Raw genomic sequence first — 26,907 nt, 5'->3', positions numbered from 1 at the left:
TGCCAAAGCGAACGCGGTTTGTAGCCGGCCGACGACGGCAGCAATTGTGCGACGCAGCGACGGCGCGGGCGGTCAATGCGCCTCACGGACCGTCCCGCCGCCGTCGGCCGGGCTAATTGCGTCTCATCCTGGTGCGAGGGTCAGACGTAGGTCAGGCTCACGAGCAGCGCTTTGAGTTGGGCGTATTGGTCGGTTGCCATCCATGCTTTAGCTGCTCCCCTGTTCGGGAACGCGGGGTCGTTGAAAAGAACACGGGTGCTGAGGCCGCCATTGCCCGTTGGCACGAGATTGCACCATGATGCGACGCTCTTGCCTTGCTCCAAGGATCGCGGATCGCTCAGCCCCATGAAGTAGGCATCGCTTTCGCCATTCCCATAGGATTCCACGACGAACCCGAAAGCGGGCTCCCTGCCGTCCGGTGCAGTCATTCCCGGAACCGCCACTTGATCGAACACTCGACGCGACACGGGACCACCAGCACAACCGGCAGTGAAACCATTGCCCAGGGAGAGCAGATCGTTGCCGGCATCGTCAGCGACGACCGCCTCAATGCCGGGGACGCCGGCAGGTGGAAGCACGGTTCGCACCGTCCACGTTGCCGGATAAGCGAAGGAGATGTGTCCGTCCGGGAATGTGAAGGTCTTCAGCGCGGGAGCCGCAGTCTTCGCCGATGAGGCATGCACCACTGCCGCTGGTGCCGCACTGGTGGCGGGGGCCACTGGTGCTGCAGCGGAAGCTGGTGCGAAGGCTAGCGCCGGCGTGAGTTCGGTCGTGTCATCCACGGCCACGTTCGAAGTGGCGGCAGGATCAGTTCCTGGCTGTGACCCACATCCGACAAGTACCAGGCTGGCGGTAAAACCTGCCATTGTGACGGCCGTGAAGAATCCGGCGCGATTGGATTTCATTTTCTGTACCCCCAATATCTGTGACGGCGGGCTGAATGGCCCGCTCGATAGCTAGGTTTCCGGGACCTGGCAAGGAGTTACAGTCAGAGCAAAGAATCTTCTGTGGCGCGGGAGTACGGGCGTCGTCGGTGAACTCCCCAATCAGCTCAATCCCGTTCCTTGGCCGCCTCGGCGGCCTTCAGCACCACTGCTTCCAGTTCGTCAGTGCTGAGCAGCTCCTTGTGGAGGTGCTTGGTGCGGTAGCCGGCGCGGCCCACCATGTGTGCGGACACCGGCACCGTGAGCAGCTGGAAGATCCAGGCCACGAGCAGCACCGGCCACACCCACCACGTGCGCAGCTGAAGCCCCACTGCGACGAGCAGCAGGAACAGCCCGAGCACCTGCGGTTTGGTGGCTGCGTGCATGCGACTCATCAGGTCCGGGAACCGCAGCAGGCCAATGGCAGCCGCCAGGGACATCACGGCTCCCACGATCATGAAGACGGCGGACACCGCATCGATGACGGCATCCACGGCGCTGGGATCAGGACTCATTGAGCTGCTCCCGCCGGTCCGCCACGAAGCGCGCCACCGTCACCGACCCAATGAATCCGATGACGGACACGGCAACCAGCAGCATCAAGTTGTTCAGGTGCCTGTTCACCGCCATGTCAATGCACAGCGCCGCGCCGAGGATGGCGAGCAACACGTCGGCTGCCAACACACGGTCCAGCAGTGACGGGCCCCGGGCGATGCGCACGATCGCACCCGCGGCGGCGAGGGACAGCACCACGGCGGTGAAGGTCAGGACGAGCTCCATCATGTGCCCACCTCCTGGTTCAGGGCGGCAAGTTCCTCTTTGGTTCCCATGACCCGGATCAGCCCAGCCTCGGTGTCCCGGACGTCCTTGCGGAGCTTCAGCACGTCGTCGGCGTTCCGGACGTTCAGGCCATGGATGTAGAGCGTGGAGGTGGACCTGTCCACCTCCACCACAAGCGATCCCGGAATCAGGGAGATCACGTGCCCGGTGGCGGTCACCATGAGATCCGAGTGGCTCCGCAGCGGCACGGCGACGACGGCGTTGGTCACTTTGGGGCCCTGCGCCACGGCCAGGTAGAAGACCTGGCAGCTGGCTGCCACCACCCGGCCCAGGAACTGCAGGGCGAACGGGAAGGCCCGGAGAATGTTGAAGCGGCCGCTGAGCTCCACGGGCGGCAGGTAGAACAGGCGGGCCACCACGGCCGCAAGCAAGGCGCCAAACAGCAGATTGCCCGGACTGAAATCCTGCCAGAGGGCACCCCAGACGATCACGAGCCACACGAGCAGTGGCAGTTCCTGCCGCAGGGAGATGCGCTTCCGGCTCATTTTTGGCCGCCGTTCAGGGCGCTGCCGTTCAAGGCGCCGCCGTTCAGGGCGCTGCCGTTCAGGGCGCTGTCCTTGACGGCAAGGCTCGGTACCGGCGCATGCTCTCCCAGCACAGCCTGGATGTACGCGGACCTTTCCAGCATCGCTTCAGCGGACTGCCCCGCCACCTGAAAGAGCGGGCCGGCGAAAACCGTGAGCGCCACGCCCAGCACCACGAGGCCCAGGGTGGAGCCCACCATTGTCCGGGGCAGGAGGATGACGTTGCGCTTGCCTGCCCGGTGCCCGGTGGCCGAATCCTTGGCGTGGGCGAGCAGGACGGGGTCGGGGTGCTCGGCGTCCTCGGGCTTCCGCCAGAACGCACGGTTCCATACCCGGGCTACCGCCAGCAAGGTCAGGAGGCTCGTCAACATGCCGCCAATGACCAGCGTGTATGCCAGGGGCGTGCCGAGCTGGACGCCGGCCTGCATCAGGCCGAGCTTGCCGAGGAAGCCGGAGAAGGGCGGGATGCCTGCCAGGTTCATCGCGGGGACGAAAAACAGCAGGGCAAGGAGGGGGGACAGCTTGGCCAGCCCCGCCAGCCGGTCCACGGACGAACTTCCGCCGCGCCGCTCGATCAGGCCCGTGACCAGGAAGAGGCTGGTCTGGATAGTGATGTGGTGGGCCACGTAGAACACGGCAGCGGCGAGCCCAGCCGCGGAGGACATGGCCAGTCCGAACACCATGTAGCCGATGTGGCTGACCAGGGTGAAGGACAGGAGACGCTTGATGTCACTCTGGGCCAGCGCGCCGAGGATCCCCACGACCATCGTCAGCAGGGCGGCCACCATCAGGGGCGTATTCAGGCTGTCCCCCGGGAAGAGGAGGGTTTCGGTCCGCACCATCGCATAGACGCCGACCTTGGTCAGCAGGCCGGCGAAGACCGCGGTCACGGGGGCCGGGGCGGTGGGATAGGAGTCAGGCAGCCAGAATGACAGTGGGAACACAGCGGCCTTGATGCCGAAGGCCACGAGAAGCATGACGTGCAGGAGGGTCCTGGTGCCCTGGTCCAGCTCGGCAAGCTTGATGGCCAGGTCCGCCATGTTGATGGTTCCGGTGGCGCCGTAGACCATGGCGATGGCGATCAGGAACAGCACAGAGGAGACCACCGAGACCACCACGTAGGTGACGCCGGCACGGATACGCGGACCTGTCCCGCCAAGGGTCATCAGCACGTAGCTGGCAGTCAGCAGGATCTCGAAGCCGACGTAAAGGTTGAACAGGTCGCCGGACAGGAACGCGTTGGACACACCTGCCACGAGGATCAGGTACGTGGGGTGGAAGACCGACAAGGGCGCGTCCTGGTCGCCGTCGGCCATGCCCTGCCCGGTGGCATAGACGAGGACGGCGAGGCTCACCGCGGAGGACACCACCAGCATCAGGCACGAGAACTGGTCCACCACCAGCACGATCCCCCAGGGCGGCAACCAGCCGCCGATGTTCACGGCCTCCGTGCCGCCGTCCCAGACGGAAGCCAGCAGCAGGCACTCGAGCAGCAGGGTGAGGGAGAGCAGCGCGATGCTGACCGCCCGCTGCGCGCGCGAATGCCGGATCAGCATGAATGTCAGGGCTGCACCCAGGATGGGAAGAACGACGGCGAGCGGGGCCAGGCTTGCGAGGCTCACTTTCCGCCTCCTTCCGGGCTGATTTCGACATTTGCGGAGCCGGGCTTCTCTTCCCGCACAGCGGCTTCGCCGGAGATGGTGCGGCCGCCCGCGGGCACAGGAGCCTCGGGGACGGGCGCATCGGATATAGGGGAATCGGACACCCCAGCCCCGTCGGCGCCGAGCATGGTGAGCGGAAACTCGGACGTTTCCACGGGGATGACGGCGTCGTCCTCAGCATCGAAGCTGGGTGTCGCCGCGACGCGGCGGTCTTCCAGGTCGTCCTGGATCTCATCCTGCCGGGCCAGCACCCAAGTCCGGTAGATGATGCCGAGCATGAAGGCCGTGACGGCGAAGGAAATCACGATCGACGTCAGGATCAGCGCCTGGGGCAAGGGATCGTTGTAGGCGGCGGGGTCCGTGTCCTTGCTGAAGAACGGGGCCAGACCCGCATAGCCGCCGGTGGCCAGAATCAGCAGGTTGGTGGCGTTGGCGAGGAGCATCAGGCCCAGCAGCACTCTTGTGAGGCTGCGTTCGAGAATGAGGTAGATGCCGCACGCGTAGAGCGCGCCCATGACTGTCAACAGCGTGAGGTTGACGCTCATGCCTGTCCCCTCCCGGTCGTTTCGGCCGGGATTCCTGCGGGTTCCCACTCCTCGGCGGCGTGGAGTTCCTCGGGCCACTCGGCCCCGGACTGGCTGTCACCTGCCGGCTGCGCGGGCTGCTCCTCGAAGTGCTCGTCGATCTCGGCCCCCAGGGTACGCAGCACATCGAGCACGAGCCCCACGACCACGATGTACACGCCGGTGTCGAAGATGGTGGATGTGACGAATTTGATGTCCCCGAAGACGGGCAGCCACAGCTCGATGATGGCGCTCTGGAACACCTGCCCGCCGAGCAAGAGAGGGGCAACACCGGATGCAGCGGCCGTTGCCAGGCCGATGCCCAGCAACGTGCCCGCGCTGATGGGGGTGGCTTCACGGAGTTCGTAGCGGCCGCCAGCCAGATATCGGAGGGTGAGGGCGAGGCCCGCCATGAGTCCCCCCGCGAACCCGCCGCCGGGAAGATTGTGCCCGGCCAGCAGCAGGTACAGGGAAAAGATGATCATCGAGTGGAACAGCAGCCGCGTGACCACCTCGAAGATGATGGAGCGACGCTCCGGTGCCAGCGTGCGGCCGGCCACCAGCCACGCATCGCGGCTGGCCGCGGCGAATTTGCGGGTCAGGGCCAGGGCAGCCCCGTCGCGCGACGACCTGTCGACTCCCCTGCTCCGGCCCACCGTGCCTTCGGCGACCGTGGACGACCTCCGGATGCCGTCGCCGCGGCCCCGGATGAAGATCAGGCTGGCGACACCGGTGGCCGCGAGCGCGAGCACCGCGATCTCGCCGAAGGTGTCCCAGACGCGGATGTCCACCAGCGTGACGTTGACGATGTTCATCCCGCCGCCGCCCTCGTAGGCAAGTTGGGGAAACTCCAGGGATACCGGCGTGGCCACGCGTGCGCCCATGGCGTGGATTGCCGCGAAGACCATGGTGGCCCCGAAGGCCAGCCCGATGATCACGCGGACCACCCGGTACTTGCCGCCGGTCCGGTCCCGAAGTTCGGCCGGAAGACTGCGCATGGCCAGCACGAAGGCCACCAGGATGATGGTTTCCACCAGCATCTGGGTCAGCGCGAGATCCGGGGCACCCTGCAGGGCGAACATCAGGGCAATGCCATAGCCGGTCACGGAAACCATGAGCACCGCCAGGAAGCGCTTGTTGGCCCGGACCGCGGCCAGTGCACCAATCACGATCCCTGCGCCCGCCACGATCTGCAGCGGCGAATTGGGATCAATGAAATACAGCCCCTCGGGCAGCGGCTTGCGCGCGGAGGCCAACGCAGTCAGGGGAAGCACGAAGGCGACCGTCAGGATCACGGCCAGGTAGAAGTACAGCGAACCGCGCTGCGTGCGGCCCGTCAGCCATACCGCGACATCATCAAGGGCGCCGATGGTCAGCCGGTAGCCGCGGTCGCCATCAATCCAGGCGGGAACCAGGCTCTGGGCCCGGTCCACGGCTCCGCGGAAATAGAACATGGCCAGGCCGAGCGCGAAAGTGACGCCCGTCAGCCCGAGCGCCGGGGTGAAACCGTGCCACAGCGCTAGGTGCCCCGCGGCACCTGCATCAGTGCCGGCGTCGGACGTTCCGTCACCCAACGGCCCCACGGCGAAGAGGGACGCGTAGGGCTGGATCCACCCGTCCACCGGCACCGGCCAGAGGCCGTAAACGATCGTGAGGAGACTCAGGACTGCAGGCGCCGCCAGGAACGACGGCGTGATCGGCTTGAACGGCGTGCGCTCGACCCCCGGCTTCACCGCAAAGGCGCCCCAAAGGAACCGGGCGCTGTAGGCGAAGGTCAGCACGGAACCGAGGACGACGCCCGCGAGGACCACCGCGCCCCATGGTCCGTGGCCGGGCTCCCCCGCGAAGTGGACGAAGGCTTCGAGTACCGATTCCTTGGCGACAAAGCCGCCCAGCAGCGGAACCCCCGCCATGGAGGCTGCGCCGATCCCTGCCACTACGGCGAGGGCACGGGACGATCGGAAGACGCCGGAGAGTTTGCGGATGTCGCGGGTGCCGGCCTGGTGGTCGATGATTCCGACGACCAGGAACAGCGTGGCCTTGAAGAGTCCGTGCGCCAGCAGCATGGCGAGGCCCGCGAGTGCCGCGTCGGGCTTGCCGAGGCCCACCACCATGGTGAGGAATCCGAGTTGGCTGACAGTGCCGTAGGCGAGGATGAGCTTGATGTCGGTCTGGCGCAGGGCCCGGTAGCCGCCAACGAGCATGGTTGCGAGGCCCAGACCGAGCACCATGGGCAGCCAATACGCCGTCTCGGTGAAGCCCGGGGCCAGGCGTGCCACGATGTAGACGCCGGCCTTCACCATCGCCGCGGCATGCAGATACGCGCTCACGGGCGTGGGGGCGGCCATGGCCCCCGGAAGCCAGAAGTGGAAGGGGACCAGCGCGGATTTGGTCACCGCGCCAATGAGGATCAGTACGACGGCGGTTCCCACGGCTCCCGCCGTCGGCCCGGCGACGAGCCCGGGCGCGTGTTCCAGGATGGCTGAAATCCGGTAGGTCCCCGCGCTGGAACCGAGCATGATCAGGCCAACGAGCATCGCCAGGCCGCCGGCGGTGGTGACCATGAGCGCCTGCAGGGCGGAGCGCCGGGCAGCGAGGCGGGTGCGGGCGTAGCCGATGAGTAGGTAGGACAGGACCGTGGTGAGTTCCCAAAAAATGAACAGCAGCAGCAGGTCATCGGCAGTAACCAGGCCGAACATGGCCCCGGCGAACGCCAGCAGCTGGGCGCCGAAGCCGCCGAGGTAATCGTCCTTGTTTTTGAAGTACCGGGCGCAGTACACGAGCACCAGGGCGCCCACGCCGAGCACCAGCAGGGACATGACCCAGGCGAGGGCATCCAGGCGGAAGGCGAACTCGATGCCGAGATCCGGGATCCACGGGATAACCTCGCTGGCCGAGCCCTGTCCCGGAACTCCTGCTCCCTGCCGGCCTGCCGTGCCGTAGACCGCGTCGTGCTGAAACAGCAGCCAAACGAATGAAGCGGCAGGGACTGCAGCCAGCGCGTAGAACGAACTCCGGCCGAACTTCCGGAACATAAACGGCGCCACAGCAGCAACCGCAAAGTGCACGGCGAGGACTGTGATCACTGTTATCTCCGCAACGTCAGGAATTCGATTATCAAAGTTGGAGCAGGCGGGGCATTCGTTGGGTTCGGTCCCGACAGTTTATCAAGGGGCCACTGACACTTTTCCCGCCGGGCGGCCAGTCAGCGCGAGATTCCGCGGCACTATCTGGAGAGTTTCCGGTCCGTGTTCGCCGCGGGCGGATAGCATCGGCTTATGAACTCCGCCGCCGCGCCCGAGGCCATGCACCCGTCGTCCGAACTCGAGGCCGGGAACAAGGTCTCGCACAAGGGGCGGATCATTGCCTGGGCGGCCTGGGACTGGGGATCAGCCGCATTTAACGCCGTCATGACCACGTTTGTTTTCACGGTCTACCTCACCTCCAATGCGTTCGGCGGCGAAGACCGGGCTTCGGCGGTGCTGGGTGGAGCGCTGGCCATCGCGGGAGTGGCGATCGCGCTGCTGGCGCCGGTCACCGGCCAGCGCTCGGATACGGGCGGCAGGCGCAAGCTGTGGCTGGGAGTGAACACTGCCGCCGTCGCGCTCCTGACGGCGCTCTGCTTTTTTGTGTTCCCCCGCCCGGAGTTCCTGCTGCTGGGGGTTTCGCTGATTGCGCTGGCGAATGTCTTCTTCGAGTTCGCCGGAGTCAACTACAACGCCATGCTGGCGCAGATCTCCACGCCCCTGAATATCGGCAAGGTCAGCGGCTTCGGTTGGGGCATGGGGTATCTCGGCGGGATCGTGGCCCTGCTCGTCGTGCTCCAGCTCTTCGTCCAGCCCCGCTTCGAGTGGCTCGGCGCCTCCACGCAGGACAGTCTCAATATCCGGCTGGTGGCAGTGTTCTCGGCCCTGTGGTTTTTCATTTTCGCGCTGCCCGTGATGTTCGCTGTCCCGGAACTACCCCGGCCCAAGCGCGCTGCGAGCCTAGGCATCGTTGCGTCCTACCGGCTGCTGGTGCGCAGGATCAAGGCGATTTACCGGACCAGCCCGCACACCATCTACTTCCTGATGGCCAGTGCCATCTTCCGCGACGGGCTTGCCGCAGTCTTCACGTTCGGCGGAATCATTGCCGCCGGCACCTTCGGCTTCGAACTCTCGCAGGTGATCTTCTTCGCCATCTTCGGCAACATCGTGGCGGCCGTGGGCGCCATCATCGGCGGCTTCCTGGACGACAGGGTTGGCCCCAAGGCGGTGATTATCGGTTCCCTTGTCGGTCTGCTGATCGCCGGCACCGTGATCCTGGTGCTGGGCAACGGCGATTATGTGTTTTTCGGCGCCGCATGGGCGGGCAGCACCACGTTCTGGGTCTTCGGGCTCTTCCTGTGCCTGTTCGTCGGGCCGGCCCAGTCTTCTTCCCGCGCCTATCTTGCCCGCCTGGCCCCGCAGGGCGAATCCGGTGAGCTGTTCGGTCTATACGCAACCACCGGCCGGGCCGTCAGCTTTCTCGCCCCGGCGCTGTTCACGCTGTGCATCGCCGTGGCCACGCCTCTGGTGGCTGAAGGGGAGGCGCAGCGCTGGGGCATCCTGGGGATCATGGTAGTGCTCCTCGCGGGGCTGCTGGTCCTCCTCCCGGTGAAGCCGCCCGGCGAAACCAGGATCGCCGTCGTCCCCGCCTCCTAGCCTCAAGCGGACGGCTGAGGCGCCCCACCCGGCTCCGCCCTGGCGCCAAGGGACAATTGTGGCCCCGTTTCGGAGCGAAAATGAGGCCTTAACTGTCCCTTCGCGGACTACGCTGATGTTATGAACGTGGAAGAGACGGACCTCCCCGGCCTCGGCAGGCGCAAGGACTTCATGACGGCCTCCGGCCGGAGGATCGGCGTAGTGGAGCTGCGCGAAGGGCAGACAGAACTGTTCGTTTCCACCTGGGACGATCCGGACACTTGCCAGGCATCGATTCCTCTGACCGGTGATGAAGCCGCCACGCTCGGCAACCTGTTGGGCGGCCAGCACCTGGCCATGCAGCTCACCGAAGCCCACAAAGAGGTCCCGGGGATCGTGACGAGGCAGTTCTCGATCACCGCGGACTCACCGTTCCAAAACCAGCCCATGGGCAAGGCATGCATTCGGACCCGGTGCGGCGTTTCAATTGTGGCGATCATGCGTGAAGGTGAAGTGGTCCCCTCGCCGGGGCCCGACGTCGTTCTTCACACAGGCGATTTGCTCGTCGCCGTCGGTACGCAAGAAGGGCTTGATACAGCGGCCGATATCCTGCGCAACGGCTGACGCCGATGAATGAGCTGGCACTGACCCTCGTTGAACTGGGGGCCGTCGTGTTCTGCCTCGGTCTCCTGGCCCGGCTCGCGGGGCGGATCGGCATGTCGCCCATCCCGTTGTACCTGGTGGGGGGCCTGTTCTTCGGCGCCGGCGGGCTGATGAAGCTTGAAGGCATGCAGAGTTTCGCGCATCTCTCCGGCGAGATCGGTGTGATCCTGCTGCTGTTAATGCTCGGACTGGAATATTCGGCGTCAGAGCTGGTCATCGGGATGCGGCGCTCCTGGCAGGGCGGCGTCCTGGACCTTGTCTTGAACTTCCTTCCCGGAGCAGCCCTTGCCGTGATGCTGGGATGGGGCCCAGTAGGCGCAATGGTGATGGGCGGAATCACCTATATCTCTTCCTCCGGCATTGCGGCCAAGGTCATCACTGACCTTGGCCGCATCGGTAACAGGGAAACGCCGGTGATTCTCTCGATCCTGGTGTTCGAGGACCTGGCGATGGCCATGTACCTGCCGATTCTCACCGCAACGCTGGCAGGGATCAGCTTCCTCGAAGGGTTGGTGACCGTCGGCATTTCACTGGCCGTGGTCACAGTGGTGCTGGCGGTGGCGCTACGGCACGGCCATCGCGTCTCCCAGGCAGTGCACAGTGAAAATTCCGAGGTCTTCCTCCTCAACCTGCTGGGCGCCGCGCTTCTGGTTGCAGGTTTGGCGTCGGCGTTGCAGGTGTCGGCTGCGGTTGGTGCCTTCCTGCTCGGCATCGCCATTTCAGGCGCGACGGCCGACAGCGCAACCCGGATCCTTGAGCCGCTGCGCGACCTGTTCGCTGCCATCTTCTTCGTGGCCTTCGGACTCAACACGGACCCGGCATCCATCCCCCCAGTACTCGGCTGGGCGCTCGTCCTGGCCGCAGTCACCGCCGCCACGAAGATGATCACCGGGGTGTGGGCGGGCAAGCGGGCAGGCATTGCACGGCGCGGCCGGTTCCGCGCAGGAGCTGCACTCATTGCCCGCGGCGAGTTCTCGATCGTCATCGCGGGCCTGGCTGTGGCGTCCGGGGCCGCGTCCACCGAACTTGCCGCCCTTGCAACGGCCTATGTCCTGCTCATGGCGATCCTTGGCCCGCTTGCTGCCCGGTACGTGGAGCCCGTGCTGCAGAAATTCACCCGGCCGGCAACTCCTGACGCCATCCCCGCCTAAGGTCCGCCGCGCGGGGCTCCAGGTGATGCCGGCCATCGTAGTTAACTGCAACCTTGAAGTTCGGGAAGGCCAGGTCCGGGCAGGCCAGTTCCAGCCGGTGGAGTCAACGATCACATAGCTCAGTGCGGGCTCGGGCAGGCTGAGCCGCCCAAGGGGAAGCCGGAGCTAGGTGGCCGCGGCTTCCTCATGGGCCATTGTGGGCACATCCGGAAGGTCAGTTCCGGTCATCCACAGTGGGGAGGAGTAGTGACGCAGCGGAGTGTGTCCGATGCTCGGCGCTTAAGCGGAGTCCAAGTGCCGAGACCTCACCCCTCGGCGCAGGTGCGCAGGCGGCCGCGAAAACAGAGGGCGCTAGATATCCGTGCGGTGGAAGTTCAGGTGGCTGCGGCTGGCCGTAGGCCCGCGCTGGCCCTGGTAGCGGTTGCCGTACTCGCCGGAACCGTACGGGAATTCGGCGGCAGAAGTCAGCCGGAAGAAGCAGAGCTGGCCGATCTTCATGCCGGGCCACAACTTGATGGGGAGCGTGGCCATGTTGGACAGCTCCAGCGTGACGTGACCGGAGAATCCGGGGTCGATGAAGCCTGCGGTGGAGTGCGTCAGCAGGCCCAGCCGGCCGAGGGAGGACTTGCCCTCCAGGCGGGCGGCGATGTCGTCAGGCAGCGTGACGGTTTCGTACGTGGAGCCCAGCACAAATTCGCCCGGGTGCAGGATGAAAGGTTCGCCCTCCTCCACCTCCACCAGACGGGTCAGCTCGGGCTGCTCTTCCGCGGGGTCGATGTGCGCATATTTGTGGTTGTCGAACAGCCGGAAAAAGCGGTCAATCCGAACATCCACCGAGGACGGCTGGACCATCGCGGAGTCGTACGGGTACAGGACGATCCGTTCGGAATCAATTTCGGCACGAATGTCGCGGTCAGAGATCAGCACGCCTACCAAAATATCATTGCTGCCACCGCACCCTTCCATTGATGTACCGACAACACCAACCAGGTCGGACGGTCCGAAATCTCGATAGCCTCACGGAACCGCAGCGTCGGCGGCGAAGCCTTAGTCCGCCGTCGGACGCCCTTCCATGACTTCCGGGAGCCGCTCAAGGTGCGCAACTGCTTGCTGCAGCCTCCGTTGGACGGCGGGGCGGGTGAAACTCCGGAGACCCTTCAGCGGGGTTTCCAGTGCAAAGCGCACCCTGGTTCCGCTGCCTTCCGTGCTGAGATAGAAACCGCCGTGCGGCAGTGACGGGCCGGCAACCACCTGGAACTGGATTTCAGCGCCGGGCCGCGCCTCCGTGATCTCGAAATCCCCCGCGACCGGACGGCCCCGCGGGCCAACCATTGTCACTTGGTATCTGGCTCCTGGCCGCCCGGCGACGCCCGAGTTGAGGCTGGTGCTGCGGATATTCGGCTGCCACGACGGGATGTTCAGTACGTCCAGCAGGAACGAGTAGACGGTCATGGCGTCGCGCTGAACGTACACCTCGTGTTCCGCAAATGCCATAGGATCCTATTCCGACGTCGGGCCTGTCCGTAGAGCCGGTTCCCCTCTTCCTGTGGAAAGGTCCGCAGCCAACGGACTTCAGGATAGCCATGGCCGCGGTCAGCCCGGAGAAGGCGGATTGGGTCTTTACCGAAGAGTTACGGGATGCCAGACGGGCGACATTCTGCCACCGCGGACGTTCCCCACCGGACGTTTGCCACCGGATGTTTGCCACCTAGGGCGGGGACACGGAGATCCGGTGGGCAACCCCGCCCGGCAACTGCGCTAAGCTAGGTTCTGCCCCGGCGAAATCCGGTGCATGCGGCTGTAGCTCAATGGTAGAGCGCTAGCTTCCCAAGCTCGATACGCGGGTTCGATTCCCGTCAGCCGCTCCATTTTCCAACGCCCAAGCCAACCGTTACCCGGCCGGCCGCTGGACCACCCGCAGCAGGCGCCGCCGGTCCCGGAAATCCACCTTGAGCTTCAGCTCACCCCGGCGGGCCAGCACGACGGCGACTGTCGCCGCCGCGAGCGCCGGCACCCCGCCTGCCACCAGCAGGGCGGTTTGCGGATCAAGGTGTTCTGCGATGCTTCCGATCATTGGTCCGCCGATGGCCTGGCCGCCGATCAGCACCATGATGTACAGGCTCATCACGCGGCCCCTGATCGCCATGTTCGAGCTGATCTGGACGAGCTGGTTGGATGCGGTGAGGAACATCAGGCACCAGAATCCGGACAGCACCATGGCGGCCCCGAACCACGCAAGCGACGGCGCGAAGGCTGACAGGCACAGCATGAGCCCATACATTCCGGCACCCAGGACCACGGACCGCAGCCGGAGCCGCCGACGCCGGGTGGAGGCGACCGCCCCTGCCAGCGCACCCAAAGCAACCAGGGCGTTCAGCATCCCGTAGCCGCCGGCACCGATGCCGTACACCCGGTCCGCGAAGGCGGCCAGCAGCACAGGCAGGCTCATAGCGAATACGGCAATGAAGCCCGCCATCAGCCACGGCCAGTAAATGGTGGGCTTGCTGAGCGCATACCGCAGCCCTTCGCGGACCATGCCCTTGCTCTTTGGCGCGGGCGGGCTGACAAACAGCTCGTCCCGGCGCAGGAGCAGCAGCATGGTCACGGTGGAGCAGCACGCTAGCGCGTTGGCAGCAAAGGCCCAGCCCGCGCCGACGGCGGTGAGCAGCACGCCCGCGAGGGCCGGCCCGATCAGACCGCCCAGCTGGAACGTCGTCGAGTTCACGCTGATGGCGTTGCGCAAATGCTGTGGCCCCACGAGCTCATGGACGAACACCTGCCGGGCGGGCTGGTCCAGCACTGTCACCAGGCCTAGCACGAATGCAAGGACATACACGTGCCAGACCTCGATTCTGCCGCTGAGCGCGAGCACGGCGAGGGCCGCTGCCAGCACCGCCGCCAGGGACTGGCACACGATCAGGATCCTGCGCTTCGCAAACCGGTCGGCGATCATCCCGCCCCAGGGGCCCAGCACCAGTGACGGTGTGAACTGCAGCGCCACGGTGATGCCGACGGCGGTGACGGAACCGGAGAGCTGCAGCACCAACCAGTCCTGGGCAATCCGCTGCATCCACAGTGCAACGACCGCCACGAAGTGACCGATGGCGAAGATCCGGAAGTTGGGAACGCGGAGGGAGATGAACGTGTGGCGCCACGGGAGGCGTTCATTGACGACGGCGATGGGCTGGGTGACGGTGGCCGTTGACGGCGGTGGGGGTGTCACAGGAAGTCCTCAGGAGAGCGGGCTGGCGGGGATGCCTCTAACGCTATGGTTGTCCCTGAAGATTGTGGAAGGGTATTGCTCGTATAACTAGCATTGCGGAACGCAATGAGGACGGAGTCCGCATGTTCGAACCGGCCCAGCTCCGATCGTTCCTCGCCGTGGCCGAAACGCTGAGCTTCACAAAGGCCGCGGACCGCCTGGGACTGGCCCAGCCGACAGTCAGCCAGCACGTCCGCAAGCTCGAGACGGCCGCCAAGCGCGTGCTGATCACGCGGGACACCCGGGACGTCCGGCTGACGGACAACGGAGACGCCATGGCCGGGTTCGCCCGGAGCATCCTCTCGGCCCATGACGCCGCAGCACGCTACTTCTCGGGGTCAGCGATGCGCGGGCGCCTCCGGTTCGGCACGGCCGACGACCTCGCCATCACCGGGCTGCCGCGCATCCTCAGGGAGTTCCGGCAGATCTATCCGCAGATCAACCTGGAGCTCACAGTCGGCCAAAGCGACCAGCTCTACAAGCGGCTCAACTCGGGGCAACTGGACCTCGTGTTCGTGAAGTGGGTGGCCGGGGCGAAGGACGGCACCGTGGTCCAGCACGACTCCTTTTCCTGGGTGGGCCTGGAGCAAACCACGCTGGAACCGGGTGATCCGGTACCCCTCATCGCGTATCCTTCGCCGAGCCTGAGCCGCAAGCTCGCCATCGACGCCCTTGAATCCACGGGCCGGACCTGGCGCATCACCTGCACCACCAAGCAGATCAGCGCGGTGCTCGCGGCCGTCCGCGCAGGAATCGGCGTGGCAGTCATGCCCTCATCCCTGGTGCCGGAGGACCTGAAAATCATCACCCGCCGCTTCGAGCTGCCGCCCGTGGGCGACGTCGATTTCACCCTGATCCGAAACCCGCTGGCGAACGCCGAGGTCATCGACGCACTGACCCAGGCCATCATGGGGAGGACCCTGAAGAAGCAGGTTTGAGCCGTACCTGCACCGGGTACGGGCATAAAAATGATTGATAACGGTTCGCAGCTCGCCTATGCTGTTGACTGTTGGAGGTCATGCAGAGGCTGACGGCACATTTTCGATGACGAAACGTGTCCAGCAACGCCGCGGGCACGCTTCGGGATAGGCAGACCGTGACCACAGCCGCAAACCGCCACTTCCCCCACCACTCCATGACAGTGGACACCGAGTACGTAGGCAAGCCCAACTGCGACAAGTGCGGAACAGACGAGTTCATCTACCTTGAGTCTTTCGTTCCGCCCAAATTCCGCCATGATGGCACCGTCAGGACGATGGGCGAAGTTGCCTACACCTGCACCCGGTGCGAAGAGTTTTCCGCCCACAGCGTTCCGACATCCTGGGCGCCCCCGGGCTGGTACCTGGGCTGACATCAAGCTCATGCTGGGCTGAAACGCGCGGGGACTGAAGCGTCCATGCCCTGAAGAGCATATGGCCTCAAGTGCATATGCCCTGAAGAACCTACCAACGCCAAAAGGGCGGGCACCAATGGTGCCCGCCCTTTCGTATGCCCGGCTAGATTATTGGATCGGACAGGTGGTTGGGTGTTCCGAACCGGTGCGCCGTGATGCTGACGGCCTGCTCGTGCAGGAAGGGCAGCAGTTCGACACGGCCTGCCTCGGTGACCTCGTGCGGGTAGACAGCAACATCCGGGCGGCCGCCGGTCGCTTCGGCCAGTGCAGCCGCGGAGCCGCCGATCAGGCGGATGCGCGCACCGGACAGTTTGCCCGCGGAGGCGAGCCGGCCGGCGGAAGCCAACCATGCGGCGTCGTCCTCGACCGTGACAGGGATATCCAGTCCGGTCAGCACCGCGCGGAGCTGCGCCGGAAGCGCGACGCCGGTGGAGACGGTCAGCTGCGAACCGGCCAGTACGCCGGCGGCTACCGTGCGGACGAACGCACGGAGGGGTTCGTCGTCGGACAGCCGGACGGTGACCGGAAGGGTGCGGTACCGGAAGATGTTGCGCTCGGCGCTCAACCCGGAGACGTCCTTGGCGGTGCCGAATTCGTCTGCCCAGGCGAGGGCGTCCGAACCCAGCGCGCGCTCCAGCGACGCCAGCTCTGCCGCATCAAGCTCGCCCTGGACCGCGTTGATGAGACGGCGCACGCCCGGGTGCGTGATGCGCGCGCCTGAACCCTGCGTGCTTTCCTTGCTGGTCCAGTCCCCGAGGCCTACGAGGTAGTTGGGTCCGCCGGCCTTGGTGCCGGCGCCGACGGCCGACTTCTTCCAGCCGCCGAACGGCTGGCGCTGCACGATCGCGCCCGTGATGCCGCGGTTCACGTACAGGTTTCCGGCCTGGATGGAGTCCAGCCATAGGCCCAGCTCTTCGGTGTTCAGGGAGTGCAGGCCTGCGGTGAGGCCGTAGTCCACTTCGTTCTGGATGGCGATGGCGTCCTCGAGGGTCTCGGCCGTCATGACCCCCAGGACCGGGCCGAAGAATTCGGTCAGGTGGAAGTAGGATCCGCGCTTGACGCCATAGCGGACGCCCGGGCTCCACAAGCGGCCGGTGCCGTCGAGCTTCCGCGGCTCAACTGCCCAGTTCTCGCCTTCGCCCAGGGTGGTGAGGGCGTTGAGGAGCTTGCCGTTGGCGGGCTCGATGATGGGGCCCATCTGGCTTGTGGGGTCTTCGGGGTAGCCCACCTTCAAGGAGGTAACGGCGTCGATCAGCTGGTTGTGGAACCGCTTCGACTTTGCCACTGAGCCCACCAGGATCACCAGTGAGGCTGCGGAGCACTTCTGTCCGGCATGGCCGAAGGCGGAGTAGGCCACGTCCTTGGCTGCCAGGTCGAGGTCCGCGCTGGGGGTGACAATGATGGCGTTCTTGCCGCTGGTTTCCGCCAGGAGCGGCAGGTCCTTGCGGAAGGAGCGGAACAGTTCGGCCGTCTCGTAGCCGCCGGTGAGGATCACGCGGTCAACGGCGGGGTGGGAGATCAGCTGCTGGCCGAGCTCACGCTCGCCCAGCTGCACCATGGTCAGCACGTCGCGGGGCACGCCGGCCTCCCACAGCGCCTCGATCATGACGGCGCCGCTGCGCCGGGCCTGCTTGGCGGGCTTGATCACGACGGCGGAGCCGGCGGCGAGCGCCGCGAGGGTGGAACCGGCGGGGATGGCCACCGGGAAGTTCCACGGCGGTGTCACCAGGGTGAGCTTCGCCGGGACAAAGGTGGCGCCGTCGACGTCGTCCAGCTTGCGGGCGGCTTCGGCGTAGTAGTGCGCGAAGTCAACCGCTTCACTGACCTCGGGATCGCCCTGGTCGATGGTCTTGCCGGTCTCGCTGGCCATGACCTCAAGAAGGTCGGCGCGGCGGGCCTCGAGGACGTCACCGGCGCGGTGCAGGATCTCGGCGCGCTCATTGCCGGAGAGCTCTCCCCAGGCCTTGCCCTTTTCGACGGCGGTTTCGATCACCTTGTTGAGGGTGTCCGCGTCGGTGATGGTGGCGCCCTCGACGGAGGCGTTGCCCAGGGTCGAGGCCGGAACGCGGTCCAGGATGGCCCGGCCCCAGTCACGGTTCGCGGGCAGCGACGGATCGGTATCCGGGGTGTTCACGAAGTGGTCGTGCGGCATGGGCTCAGCCAGAAGATTGCGGTTCTGCTGGCGGTTCGGCGGCGGAACCTCGCCGTCGAGCATCTCCAGGGAACGCAGGAAGCGGTCCTCCTCGCGGTCGAACAGCGCCTCGTTCTCGCTAAGCTCAAAGACCGCGGACATGAAGTTTTCCTGGCTGGCGCCCTCTTCGAGGCGGCGGATCAGGTAGGCGATGGCAACGTCGAACTCGGCCGGGTGCACCACCGGGGTGTACAGCAGCAGGGAGCCGACATCCTTCTTCACGGCTTCGGCCTGGCCCTGTGCCATGCCCAGGAGCATCTCGAACTCGATGCCGGCTTCCACACCGCGCTTCTTGGCCAGCAACCACGAGAAGGCGATGTCAAACAGGTTGTGGCCGGCCACGCCGATGCGGACGTTGCGGATACGGTCCGGGTGCAGCGAGTAGTTGATGACGCGCTTGTAGTTGGTGTCGGAATCCTGCTTGGTGCCCCACGTGGCCAGTGGCCAGTCATGGAGGGAGGACTCCACCTGTTCCATGGGCAGGTTGGCGCCCTTGACGACGCGGACCTTGATGCCGGCGCCGCCGTCGGCGCGGCGGGCAGCGGCCCAGTCCTGCAGACGGATCATGGCGGATAGCGCGTCCGGGAGGTAGGCCTGCAGCACGATGCCGGCTTCGAGGTTCTTGAACTCGGGCTTGTCCAGGAGCCTGGTGAAGACCGCGATGGTCATGTCCAGGTCCTTGTATTCCTCCATGTCCAGGTTGATGAACTTGGGCTTGGGGAACGATGCGGCTTTGGCGAAAAGCGGGGTGAGCTTCTCGACAACGTGCTCCACGGCTTCGTCGAAGGCCCAGGCTGAGTGCGGCGCCACCGTGGAGGAGACCTTGATGGAGACGTAGTCCACATCCGGGCGGGCCAGCAGCGTGTGGGTGCCTTCGAGCCGGCGGTTCGCCTCGTGTTCTCCGAGGACTGCCTCCCCGAGCAGGTTCACGTTAAGTTTAATGCCGTCCTTGCGGATCTTGGCGATGGCCGGGCCCAGCTTGGCGTCGGTGGCATCGACAATGAGGTGCCCCACCATTTCGCGGAGGACGCGACGGGCGATCGGGATGACCACCTGCGGCAGGACCGGTGCCACGGTGCCGCCGAGGCGGACGGCGCTGCGCATGTGCCAGGGCAGGAAGGCAGGGACCTTCGGTGCCAGCGCTGCGAGGTTGCGGGCGGCGACATGCACGTCTTCGGGGCGGACGACGCCGTCCACGAAGCCGACAGTGAATTCGAGGCCGTTCGGGTCTTTGAGGACACCGGCGAGCTGCTCCGCGGAGGCGTCCACGGGAACCTTGGCGGCCTCGGTCAGCCAGCGGCGCACCAGTGCCGTGGTTTCCGCAGCCAGGGCCGTCGCCTCTTCGATGCTGGACGCGGTGGAAAGTGTGGCGACGGCGCCGGTTGCAGCGGCGTCCTTGCCTGCGTTCACGCGGTGATCCGTTGCAGTGTGGGTCATGGCTGTACTCGTTCTTTCCGTGGATGGGGACCTCTTATTCATCAGTATGATCCCCATTTCACATAAGATAAAGCGATCAATCCTGAGGGATACAGGTTAGAAAAACCGTTGATTCCTGCGGCTGTCCGGCAGGACGAAAAGACGCTGGGAATCGGGGGTTAAAAGGCTTCGGCAGGCTCAACCATGGACGGTTGGCCTGCCGAAGCCGGATGGAACGCGGGTTGCCGCTACCCCACGGGGCGGTGCATTTCGACCGCTTCCTCGTGGCGCGGGCTGTTGGGGTTCATCAGGGAGTGCTTGCGGCCGTATCCGAAGTAGATGGCCAGGCCGATGATGAGCCACACGACGAAGCGCAGCCAGGTTTCCCAGTGCAGCTGGAACATCAGGAGCGCCGAGGCTAGAACGCCGAACGCTGGAATGACGGGCATCCACGGCAGCCGGAAGGTTCGCGGCGCATCGGGCCTCTTGTAGCGGAAAATGATGACGGAGAAGCAGACCACCACGAAGGCAGCGAGAATGCCGATGTTGGTCAGGTCGGCAACGGCCTTGATGGGGAACACGCCCGCGAGGAGCGCGGAGGCGATGCCGCCGATCCAGGTGACCCGCTGGGGCGTGCCGTGGCGGTCCGTCTTGGAGAACCAGCCCGGCAGCAGTCCGTCGCGGCTCATGGAGAACCAGACACGGGTGACACCCAGCAGGAAGGTCAGCATCACGGTCAGGATGGAGAGCACGGCAAACACGGAGATGATCGTCGCGATCACCGGAAGTCCGACGCTGGTGAAGGCAGAGGCGAAGCCGGCTGCGGGATCGATGTCCCTGTAGTTCTGCATGCCCGTGAGCACCAGGGTGGCCGCAACGTACAGGAGCATGGCGATGATCAGCGAGAGGATGATGGCCTTGGGCATGTGCTTCTTGCCGTCGGTGGCTTCCTCGGCGGCAGTGCTCATGGCGTCGTAGCCGAAGACGGCGAAGAACACTGTGGCGGAGCCAGCCAGCACGGGCCCGAAGCCGGCCGGCATGAAGGGGTTGAAGTTTTCAGTGTTGATGTAGAAGACGCCGAGTCCGATGATGAACAGGATCAGGACCACCTTGATGGCAACGGCCACCAGCTCGAACCGGCCGAAGGTCTTGGTGCCGCGGCTCAGGATCCAGGTGACCAGGAGGCAGACCAGGATCGCCGGAATGTTCACGATGCCCCCCTTGCCTTCATCCGGCGTCGACGTCATCCAGACCGGCATGTGAATCCCGATCCCGGACAGGAACGCGTCGAAGTAGCCGGAGATGCCGATGGCCACGACCGCCACAATGGCAATGTACTCAAGCAGCAAGTCCCAGCCGATGAACCAGCCAATCACCTCGCCCAGGGCGACGTAGCCATAGGTGTAGGCAGAGCCGGCGCGCGGGATCATGCCGGCGAACTCCGCGTAAGAGAGTGCCGCTGCGGCCGATGCGAGGCCGGCGATCAGGAAGGAAATCAGTACGGCCGGTCCGACGCCCGGCGTGTCCTCATTTCCGGCGGCCACCAGGCCCGCAAGGGAAAAGATGCCGACGCCGATAATGCCGCCGACGCCGATGGCGGTGAGCTGCCACAGCCCGAGGGACTTGAATAGCCCGCTGTGTTTGTTCTCTACTTCGATGTCGTCAATCGGCTTGCGCCTCATGATCGACTGGGTGGGGTCTTGTATGGTCATCAGGGACTCCTGCGTAGATGCGGCCCCATCAAAAAACGCAGATGTGATGGGGGTAACTCAAAACAGTATGCAAGGAGGCTTGCATTAGATAAAGTGAATACTTCTGAACATTATTGGTTATTTTAACCGAAGGGACAGCTGTGCTCGATGTCCGGCGGCTGCGGCTGCTCCGCGAGCTGAAGATCAGGGGCACCCTTGCAGAGGTGGCCGCAGCCCTGCAGTACAGTCCTTCCTCAGTGTCCCAGCAACTGGCCCTCCTTGAGAAGGAAGTGGGCGTGGAACTGCTGCGGAAAACCGGCCGGAGGGTGCAGCTCACGCCCCAGGCTGAAGTCCTCGTGGCACACACCGCGCAGCTGCTCGAGACGCTGGAACAGGCGGAGGCTGACCTGGCCGCGTCGCTCACGACGGTCTCGGGTACGGTCCGGATTGCCGTCTTCCAGTCCGCGGCGCTGGCCCTTATGCCGGACACCCTGACCCGCATGGCAAAAACCTACCCGGACGTCAGGATCGAAATGATCCAGCGGGAGCCCGAAACAGCGCTCCACGAAACCTGGGCCAGGGACTTCGACCTGGTGATCGCAGAGCAGTACCCGGGCCACGCCGCACCGCGCTATCCCGAGCTGGACCGTGTCCGGCTGACGGGTGATGCCATCCGGCTCGCGGTTCCTCCGGCGTCGGAGGACCGGCCGGCTGTCACGTCCCTCGCCGACACGGCAGAGCTGCCCTGGGTGATGGAACCACGGGGCGCAGCCTCTCGCCATTGGGCGGAGCAGGCGTGCAGGAGCGCCGGGTTCGAACCCGATGTCCGCTTCGAAACGGCCGACCTTCAGGCGCAGATCCGGCTGATCGAGTCGGGAAACGCCGTGGCTTTGATGCCGGACCTGGTGTGGACCGGCCGCGGCACCACAGCCGAACTGATGGAACTGCCCGGGCAACCGCGCAGGACGGTCTTCACGTCGGTGCGCCGCTCAAGTGCCCAGCGCCCGGCGATCCTCGCGGCCCGCGAAATCCTGGCCGCCACCGCAGCCTCGATCGCGGCCGCCAAAGACCACGAGATGGAAGTGTCGCCGTAGTGTTCCCTGGCTCACAGCCACATCGCTGAGCCGGCGTTAGACTGTTCAGGTTATGAACCGAACAATGTTTAAGTCCAAGATCCACCGGGCCACTGTCACGCACGCGGACCTGCACTACGTCGGGTCCGTCACCGTAGACCTGGACCTGCTGGACGCTGCCGACATTCTGCCCGGCGAGCTCGTTGCCATCGTGGACGTCACCAATGGCGCCCGCCTGGAGACCTACACCATCGCCGGCGAGCGCGGTTCAGGCGTGATCGGGATCAACGGCCCCGCCGCCCACCTCGTTCAGGAAAACGACATCGTCATCCTGATCACCTATGCCGAGATGACCACAGAGGAAGCCAGGGCCTATGAGCCCAAGGTAGTCCACGTGGACAAGGGCAACAGGATCATCCAGCTGGGCAACGACCCCGCCGAAGGGCTGACCCCTGGACTGATGCGGCCGCCGTTCGCCCTGAACAACGCCACGTGCAGCTAGGCGTGCGCCTGCGGCTGCCCGAATAACGAGATCCCTGCCACAAGCTCATCCTTTGCCGAATAAATCTGATTAGGCTGGGGTCGTGGACCCCGCCCCCTGCACTTCCGAGCCGTCAGCGACAGCCGGATGCTAGGCGTTCTTGCGGGCTTTTTTGTTGTCTGGTCCATCATTCTCGTGGGCATGTTCGTGGGCAGGCGGGGCATTCTTGGGGACAACGCACGCCAGGTCCTCAGCGGGCTGACCTTCTTCGTGGCCAGCCCTGCGCTGCTCTTTGAAACCCTGAGCAAAGCCCGCCTCCATGATATTTTCGCCGCGCCGCTGCTGGTGGCGGGGGTTGGCGCCATAGCCACGGCCGCCCTTTTCTTCATCATCGTCAGGTTCCTGCTGAAACGCAGCATGCCCGAATCGCTGGTGTCCTGCATGAGCGCTTCGCTGGCCAATTCCGCGAATCTGGGCATCCCCATTTCCGTGTATGTCCTGGGGGACGCGAGTTACGTTGCGCCGCTGCTGATCTTCCAGCTCGCGTTCTTCACCCCGGTTCTCCTGATGGCCCTCGATGCGACCACGAGCGCGCACCGCACCACGCCGCTCCGGTTTGTGGTCCTGATCCTGAAGAACCCGATGATTGTGGGCTCAGGCCTCGGCCTCCTCGTGGCCGGAACGGGCTGGCAGGTACCTTCCCTCGTCATGGAACCCATTCATCTGATTGGCGGCGCCGCCATTCCCGCCATGTTGATGGCGTTCGGAATGAGCCTCAACGGCTCCAAGCCCCTTCAATCCACCACAGGCCGCCGCGCGGACGTCTTGCTGGCGAGCGTTTTCAAACTCATCGTCCACCCCTCGATCGCCTTCGTTTTCGCCCGCTTCGCCTTGGGCATGGAGGGCCAGGCGCTCTTCGCCGTCGTGGTGACGTCCGCCCTGCCCACGGCCCAGAACGTTTTCGTGGCGGCCACCCGCTACAAGACCGGCCTCACCACCGCAAAGGACACGGTGCTGATCACCACCGTGGTGGCCGTGCCGGCCATGATCGGCGTGGCCCTGCTGCTGACGTGAGCGGCTCTATGCCCAATTTTGAAGGACTCATGAACAACAACACTTTGGACACTGTTGTCATCGGAGGCGGGGCCATGGGCTCCGCTGCTGCATGGCGCTGGCCCGGCGCGGCCGGGACGTGACCCTGCTGGAACAGTTCGGGCCCGGACGGTATCGGGGCATCGCACGGCACGACCCGGAACCTCGGCCTCGCCTACTCCGAGCCGGACTACGTCGCGATGCTGGCGGAAACACTCCGGCTCTGGAGTGAACTGGAGGACGAAAGCGGCGAGCAGCTGCTGGCGCGCACCGGCGTCGTAAACCACGGTCCGGACCCGCAACAGGGCGCCATGCATGCCGCCCTGAACAGTGCGGGGCTCCGGGCCGGGTTCCTGCCGACGGCGGAAGCCGGCGAGCGCCGGGCGAAGGCATCAAGGCCGGGTGGCACGGAGTGGGGCCTGTCGTGGACCCGGACCATCGGTCGTTCCAGCCCGCCGCGGACCACAACTTCATCCTGGACCGTATCGGCCCGGTAGTGGGTCGGTGCGGGGTTTCGCGGGCCACGGCTTCAAGTTCACGCCGGTCGTGCGCAGGACCTCCCAGACCCCGTCACCGGGGAAGGTGCCGCGCCGGCCATCTTCTCCGCGTCCCGCGCCGGCTAACCCCGCTGGTGCCGGTCCAGGAGGCGGGCACAGCGGATGAAACCGAGGTGGGAGTAGGCCTGGGGGTGGTTGCCCAGATGCCTCTCGGTACCGGGATCGTATTCCTCGGGCAGGAGGCCGGTGGGGCCGAACAGGGTGACCAGCTGGTCGAACAGGTCCCAGGCCTCCGCAATGCGGCCCACCGCCACGTACGCCTCAATAAGCCAGGTCGTGCAGATGTGGAAGCCGCCCTCCAGGCCCGGCAGGCCGTCGTCGTACCTGTACCGGAAAACGGTGGGACCGACGCGCAGCTCCCGCTCCACGGCGGTGACAGTGTCCAGGAAGCGCTGGTCGGTGACATCGAGCATGCCCGACAGGCCGATGTGCAGGACGGCCGCGTCAAGATCCGGGCTGTCGTATGCCACCGTGTAGGAAGCCGCTGTGGTGTCCCAGCCTTCGCGGAGGACCTCGTCGCGGATGGTGGCGGCCATGGGAGCCCACGAAGGTTCAGGCTCGCGGCTGTGGCGGGCTGCCGTGCGGAGGGCCCGGTCCAGCGTCACCCAGCACATGACCTTCGTGTACACGTGGTGCCGGGGCGCCCGGCGGGCTTCCCAGATGCCATGGTCCGGCTCATGCCACCGGGCCAGCACGGCGCGGGTCATCTGCACCATCAGCTCCCAGTGGGAATCGGCCAGCGAACCCCGTATCTCGCTGAGGCTATGGATGAGCTCCGCGATGGGCCCGAACACGTCCAGCTGGACCTGGTGGTCCGCGGCGTTCCCGATCCGCACCGGCCTCGAGCCGGCATAGCCAGGCAGGCTCTCGATGATGGCTTCCGTGGACAGCGGCGCGCCCGTGACCGAGTAGAGCGGATGCAGCCATTCCGGGCCGGGGGCATTGGCCAGGATCCTGCCCAGCCAGGTGAGGAAGCCCTCAGCCTCCGCCGTCGATCCCAGGTCCACCAGCGCGTTGACGGTCATGGAACCGTCACGGAGCCAGCAGTAGCGGTAGTCCCAGTTCCGGGTGCCGCCGATCCCTTCCGGCAGGGAGGTCGTGGGGGCGGCGAGCACTGCACCGGTGGGCTCGTGGACCAGAGCCCGCAGCACCAGCGCCGAGCGGCGCACCAGCGACGGTTTCACTGACGGCAGCTTCAGGTCCTGCACCCAGCGGAGGGAATGATGCGCGACCGCGGAGCGGCGGACCGTTTCGTCGGTCCCGTCCGGACGCTGCGCCTCGGTGTCACCGCAGCGGAGGTTCAGCACCACCGGCCCGTGCTGCAGATTGATCTCGGCCGTGGCGGTGGCGTGTCGCCCGTCAGAGGTGATGGAAAAGCTGACGCCGGGAGCCAGCAGGACGATGGGGTCGGACGTCCCGACAACGTGCAGCTCGCCGCCGCGTGCCTCCATGCTGAACGGAGCGTTGGCATAGTCCGGCCGGGGCGCGAAGACGACCCGCGCCGCACCGGTTCCGGACAGCACCCGGACCAGGCTGGTGATTCCTTCCGGGGCCGGCTCGAGGTAGTCGGTCACCGTGACGTCCGCCCACCGGGTTTCCACAATCATGGTGCTGTCCACGTAGCGCTGGCCCAGCACCTGCGAGGCCTTGACCGGCTCGACCGAGAAGTGGCCAGCGGCATCCCCGCCCAGAATATGCGCAAAGAGTGAACCGGAGTCCGGCAGGGGGTGGCTCATCCAGCAGATCTTGGCGTCCGGCGTGAGCAGTGCCGTGGAGGAGCCGTTGCCGATCATCGAATGCCGTTCCAGGCCCACAGCATCCTCACCGAACAGCCAGGCCCGCCGCAGCTCAAAGAGGATGGCCAGCACCCGGGCGAACGATTCCGGGTCCCGCAGTCTGTGTTTGGCACGGCTCGGCAGATCCCCCACCCACAGCCCCATGTCCGGGCCACGGAGGGTGGCCATGGCCAGTTCATCGCTCATGGCGTCGCCGGCATACAGGGCCGCGCTCACCGCAAGCCTGGCCCGCAGGTTTTCCAGAGCCTCGGCCTTGGCGGGCTCCACCACCGACAGGTCCAGCACCGAGCCGTCCACGATGAAGAACAGTCCGAGGTCCCGGGCGATCTCCTCCGCCTTCTTGCTGGCCTTGGCCGCCACGGCCGGAGCGGCGGGCCGGGTGTGCACGGCGACCGCCACCGGCTTCCGCTCGATGCTGACGCCCTTGTAGGCGCCGATGGATTCGAGCAGCGCCTGGTTGGCCTGCTGCAGGACGGATTCAGTGGCCAGGGACAGCCCGTGGGCGAACCCCATGTCGAACTCGGCCCCGTGGGACCCCACGAGGTGCACCTCGGCGGGAAGCCGCGACACGGCGGCGAGGTCCCGGAGCGACCGGCCGGAGATGACGGCCGCATGTGTATTGGGCAGCGCGGCCAAGGCCCGGAGGGCAATCGCCGCGCCGCCGAGGGGCAGTGTTTCGGTGGAAATGCCCTCCGCGTCGCAGAGGGTTCCGCCGTAGTTGCAGGCCACCAGCAGCCCCGGAGTGCGGGCCAGGATTTTCAGTTCGCCGAGCAGTTGCGGGGTGAGTCCGTCGTCGGCAGCGTCCGACTGAACGAAGGACCTCAGCAGGCCCAGCGGCAGGGATTTCGTCAGCAGTGCGGAATCGGCCACCGTCTGGTTGAGCGGAGTTGGCATGCGAAAATCCTTCGGATCATCCCCAAGCGGTATCTGATGTCCTCAGTCTCCGCTGCGCCGGTTTCCGCTGAATAT

General features: G+C 65.6%; 22 protein-coding genes and 1 tRNA gene. 10 read left to right on the top strand and 13 right to left on the bottom strand.

Annotated elements, in window-relative coordinates:
* Positions 1-140: 140 nt before the first annotated feature.
* From J7E80_RS10915 to J7E80_RS10885, 7 genes are all read right to left on the bottom strand, one after another.
* Positions 141-905 (bottom strand): hypothetical protein, encoded by a 765-nt coding sequence (locus tag J7E80_RS10915; protein WP_215051474.1) that lies wholly within the window; start codon positions 903-905, stop codon positions 141-143.
* 146 nt (positions 906-1,051) lie between these two features.
* On the bottom strand, positions 1,052-1,438 hold the full coding sequence (gene mnhG / locus J7E80_RS10910; protein WP_215051473.1) for a monovalent cation/H(+) antiporter subunit G: 387 nt from the start codon (positions 1,436-1,438) through the stop codon (positions 1,052-1,054).
* Positions 1,428-1,706: a monovalent cation/H+ antiporter complex subunit F gene (locus tag J7E80_RS10905; RefSeq protein WP_215051472.1), complete on the bottom strand. Its 279-nt coding sequence runs from the start codon at positions 1,704-1,706 to the stop codon at positions 1,428-1,430. The genes mnhG and J7E80_RS10905 overlap by 11 nt, the downstream gene beginning before the upstream one ends.
* Positions 1,703-2,248: a Na+/H+ antiporter subunit E gene (locus J7E80_RS10900; protein ID WP_215051471.1), complete on the bottom strand. Its 546-nt coding sequence runs from the start codon at positions 2,246-2,248 to the stop codon at positions 1,703-1,705. Before J7E80_RS10900 ends, J7E80_RS10905 begins: the two co-directional genes overlap by 4 nt.
* Positions 2,245-3,909 (bottom strand): Na+/H+ antiporter subunit D, encoded by a 1,665-nt coding sequence (locus J7E80_RS10895; RefSeq protein ID WP_311380803.1) that lies wholly within the window; start codon positions 3,907-3,909, stop codon positions 2,245-2,247. The genes J7E80_RS10900 and J7E80_RS10895 overlap by 4 nt, the downstream gene beginning before the upstream one ends.
* Positions 3,906-4,493: a Na(+)/H(+) antiporter subunit C gene (locus J7E80_RS10890; RefSeq protein WP_215051470.1), complete on the bottom strand. Its 588-nt coding sequence runs from the start codon at positions 4,491-4,493 to the stop codon at positions 3,906-3,908. The genes J7E80_RS10895 and J7E80_RS10890 overlap by 4 nt, the downstream gene beginning before the upstream one ends.
* A complete protein-coding gene (locus tag J7E80_RS10885; RefSeq protein WP_215051469.1) occupies positions 4,490-7,597 on the bottom strand; it encodes a Na+/H+ antiporter subunit A in 3,108 nt (1,035 codons plus the stop codon). The genes J7E80_RS10890 and J7E80_RS10885 overlap by 4 nt, the downstream gene beginning before the upstream one ends.
* Positions 7,598-7,789: 192 nt before the next feature.
* Here J7E80_RS10885 and J7E80_RS10880 point away from each other — a divergent pair, with 192 nt between their 5' ends.
* From J7E80_RS10880 to J7E80_RS10870, 3 genes are all read left to right on the top strand, one after another.
* Positions 7,790-9,193, top strand: coding sequence for an MFS transporter (locus J7E80_RS10880; protein WP_215051468.1), 1,404 nt, complete (start codon positions 7,790-7,792; stop codon positions 9,191-9,193).
* Positions 9,194-9,313: 120 nt separating this feature from the next.
* Positions 9,314-9,796, top strand: coding sequence for a cation:proton antiporter regulatory subunit (locus J7E80_RS10875; RefSeq protein WP_215051467.1), 483 nt, complete (start codon positions 9,314-9,316; stop codon positions 9,794-9,796).
* A gap of 5 nt (positions 9,797-9,801) precedes the next feature.
* A complete protein-coding gene (locus tag J7E80_RS10870; protein ID WP_215051466.1) occupies positions 9,802-10,986 on the top strand; it encodes a cation:proton antiporter in 1,185 nt (394 codons plus the stop codon).
* 351 nt (positions 10,987-11,337) lie between these two features.
* On the opposite strand, the gene dcd is transcribed toward J7E80_RS10870, so the two are convergent.
* Together dcd and J7E80_RS10860 are read right to left on the bottom strand one after the other, a co-directional pair.
* Positions 11,338-11,913, bottom strand: coding sequence for a dCTP deaminase (gene dcd, locus J7E80_RS10865; protein WP_215051465.1), 576 nt, complete (start codon positions 11,911-11,913; stop codon positions 11,338-11,340).
* Between the two features lie 120 nt (positions 11,914-12,033).
* On the bottom strand, positions 12,034-12,480 hold the full coding sequence (locus J7E80_RS10860) for an SRPBCC family protein (protein ID WP_215051464.1): 447 nt from the start codon (positions 12,478-12,480) through the stop codon (positions 12,034-12,036).
* Positions 12,481-12,780: 300 nt separating this feature from the next.
* On the opposite strand from J7E80_RS10860, the gene J7E80_RS10855 reads away from it, so the two are divergent.
* A tRNA-Gly gene (locus J7E80_RS10855) sits at positions 12,781-12,854 on the top strand.
* 23 nt (positions 12,855-12,877) lie between these two features.
* Here J7E80_RS10855 and J7E80_RS10850 read toward each other — a convergent pair.
* Positions 12,878-14,209 carry an MFS transporter gene (locus J7E80_RS10850; RefSeq protein WP_215051463.1) on the bottom strand — a complete coding sequence of 444 codons (1,332 nt, stop codon included), beginning with the start codon at positions 14,207-14,209 and terminating at the stop codon, positions 12,878-12,880.
* A 122-nt stretch (positions 14,210-14,331) separates the two neighbouring features.
* Between J7E80_RS10850 and J7E80_RS10845 the strand changes: the two genes are divergently transcribed.
* Both J7E80_RS10845 and J7E80_RS10840 read left to right on the top strand, forming a co-directional pair.
* A complete protein-coding gene (locus J7E80_RS10845) occupies positions 14,332-15,186 on the top strand; it encodes a LysR family transcriptional regulator (RefSeq protein WP_215051462.1) in 855 nt (284 codons plus the stop codon).
* Between the two features lie 158 nt (positions 15,187-15,344).
* Entirely contained in the window at positions 15,345-15,599 is a 255-nt protein-coding gene (locus tag J7E80_RS10840; RefSeq protein ID WP_311380802.1) for a hypothetical protein, read from the top strand.
* A gap of 145 nt (positions 15,600-15,744) precedes the next feature.
* On the opposite strand, the gene J7E80_RS10835 is transcribed toward J7E80_RS10840, so the two are convergent.
* On the bottom strand, positions 15,745-19,269 hold the full coding sequence (locus tag J7E80_RS10835) for a bifunctional proline dehydrogenase/L-glutamate gamma-semialdehyde dehydrogenase (RefSeq protein WP_215051461.1): 3,525 nt from the start codon (positions 19,267-19,269) through the stop codon (positions 15,745-15,747).
* Positions 19,270-19,496: 227 nt separating this feature from the next.
* The gene (locus J7E80_RS10830; RefSeq protein WP_215051460.1) at positions 19,497-20,960 is read right to left on the bottom strand and encodes an amino acid permease; all 1,464 of its coding nucleotides are present in this window, start codon (positions 20,958-20,960) and stop codon (positions 19,497-19,499) included.
* A gap of 140 nt (positions 20,961-21,100) precedes the next feature.
* On the opposite strand from J7E80_RS10830, the gene J7E80_RS10825 reads away from it, so the two are divergent.
* The 4 genes from J7E80_RS10825 to J7E80_RS23795 all read left to right on the top strand — a co-directional run bounded on the left by J7E80_RS10825 (position 21,101) and on the right by J7E80_RS23795 (position 24,082).
* Positions 21,101-22,033, top strand: coding sequence for a LysR substrate-binding domain-containing protein (locus J7E80_RS10825; RefSeq protein WP_215051664.1), 933 nt, complete (start codon positions 21,101-21,103; stop codon positions 22,031-22,033).
* Between the two features lie 52 nt (positions 22,034-22,085).
* Entirely contained in the window at positions 22,086-22,514 is a 429-nt protein-coding gene (gene panD / locus J7E80_RS10820) for an aspartate 1-decarboxylase (RefSeq protein ID WP_215051459.1), read from the top strand.
* A 126-nt stretch (positions 22,515-22,640) separates the two neighbouring features.
* Positions 22,641-23,567 carry an AEC family transporter gene (locus J7E80_RS10815; protein WP_215051458.1) on the top strand — a complete coding sequence of 309 codons (927 nt, stop codon included), beginning with the start codon at positions 22,641-22,643 and terminating at the stop codon, positions 23,565-23,567.
* Between the two features lie 218 nt (positions 23,568-23,785).
* A complete protein-coding gene (locus J7E80_RS23795; RefSeq protein ID WP_251036735.1) occupies positions 23,786-24,082 on the top strand; it encodes a hypothetical protein in 297 nt (98 codons plus the stop codon).
* A gap of 122 nt (positions 24,083-24,204) precedes the next feature.
* On the opposite strand, the gene J7E80_RS10805 is transcribed toward J7E80_RS23795, so the two are convergent.
* Positions 24,205-26,832, bottom strand: coding sequence for a trehalase-like domain-containing protein (locus J7E80_RS10805; RefSeq protein WP_215051457.1), 2,628 nt, complete (start codon positions 26,830-26,832; stop codon positions 24,205-24,207).
* Positions 26,833-26,907: the final 75 nt, after the last annotated feature.

Origin of the sequence: Arthrobacter sp. ISL-28, assembly GCF_018613875.1 — a bacterium.
Classification (GTDB): domain Bacteria; phylum Actinomycetota; class Actinomycetes; order Actinomycetales; family Micrococcaceae; genus Arthrobacter.
This window is presented reverse-complemented; position numbering and strand designations above follow the sequence as displayed.

What these genes read in the sequence shown, in the direction of transcription:
- J7E80_RS10915 (WP_215051474.1), bottom strand. Translation starts at nt 905, where the DNA reads ATGAAATCCAATCGCGCCGGATTCTTCACGGCCGTCACAATGGCAGGT.
- mnhG (WP_215051473.1), bottom strand. Translation starts at nt 1,438, where the DNA reads ATGAGTCCTGATCCCAGCGCCGTGGATGCCGTCATCGATGCGGTGTCC.
- J7E80_RS10905 (WP_215051472.1), bottom strand. Translation starts at nt 1,706, where the DNA reads ATGATGGAGCTCGTCCTGACCTTCACCGCCGTGGTGCTGTCCCTCGCC.
- J7E80_RS10900 (WP_215051471.1), bottom strand. Translation starts at nt 2,248, where the DNA reads ATGAGCCGGAAGCGCATCTCCCTGCGGCAGGAACTGCCACTGCTCGTG.
- J7E80_RS10890 (WP_215051470.1), bottom strand. Translation starts at nt 4,493, where the DNA reads ATGAGCGTCAACCTCACGCTGTTGACAGTCATGGGCGCGCTCTACGCG.
- J7E80_RS10880 (WP_215051468.1), top strand. Translation starts at nt 7,790, where the DNA reads ATGAACTCCGCCGCCGCGCCCGAGGCCATGCACCCGTCGTCCGAACTC.
- J7E80_RS10875 (WP_215051467.1), top strand. Translation starts at nt 9,314, where the DNA reads ATGAACGTGGAAGAGACGGACCTCCCCGGCCTCGGCAGGCGCAAGGAC.
- J7E80_RS10870 (WP_215051466.1), top strand. Translation starts at nt 9,802, where the DNA reads ATGAATGAGCTGGCACTGACCCTCGTTGAACTGGGGGCCGTCGTGTTC.
- J7E80_RS10860 (WP_215051464.1), bottom strand. Translation starts at nt 12,480, where the DNA reads ATGGCATTTGCGGAACACGAGGTGTACGTTCAGCGCGACGCCATGACC.
- J7E80_RS10845 (WP_215051462.1), top strand. Translation starts at nt 14,332, where the DNA reads ATGTTCGAACCGGCCCAGCTCCGATCGTTCCTCGCCGTGGCCGAAACG.
- J7E80_RS10835 (WP_215051461.1), bottom strand. Translation starts at nt 19,269, where the DNA reads ATGACCCACACTGCAACGGATCACCGCGTGAACGCAGGCAAGGACGCC.
- J7E80_RS10830 (WP_215051460.1), bottom strand. Translation starts at nt 20,960, where the DNA reads ATGACCATACAAGACCCCACCCAGTCGATCATGAGGCGCAAGCCGATT.
- panD (WP_215051459.1), top strand. Translation starts at nt 22,086, where the DNA reads ATGAACCGAACAATGTTTAAGTCCAAGATCCACCGGGCCACTGTCACG.
- J7E80_RS10815 (WP_215051458.1), top strand. Translation starts at nt 22,641, where the DNA reads ATGCTAGGCGTTCTTGCGGGCTTTTTTGTTGTCTGGTCCATCATTCTC.
- J7E80_RS23795 (WP_251036735.1), top strand. Translation starts at nt 23,786, where the DNA reads ATGCTGGCGGAAACACTCCGGCTCTGGAGTGAACTGGAGGACGAAAGC.
- J7E80_RS10805 (WP_215051457.1), bottom strand. Translation starts at nt 26,832, where the DNA reads ATGCCAACTCCGCTCAACCAGACGGTGGCCGATTCCGCACTGCTGACG.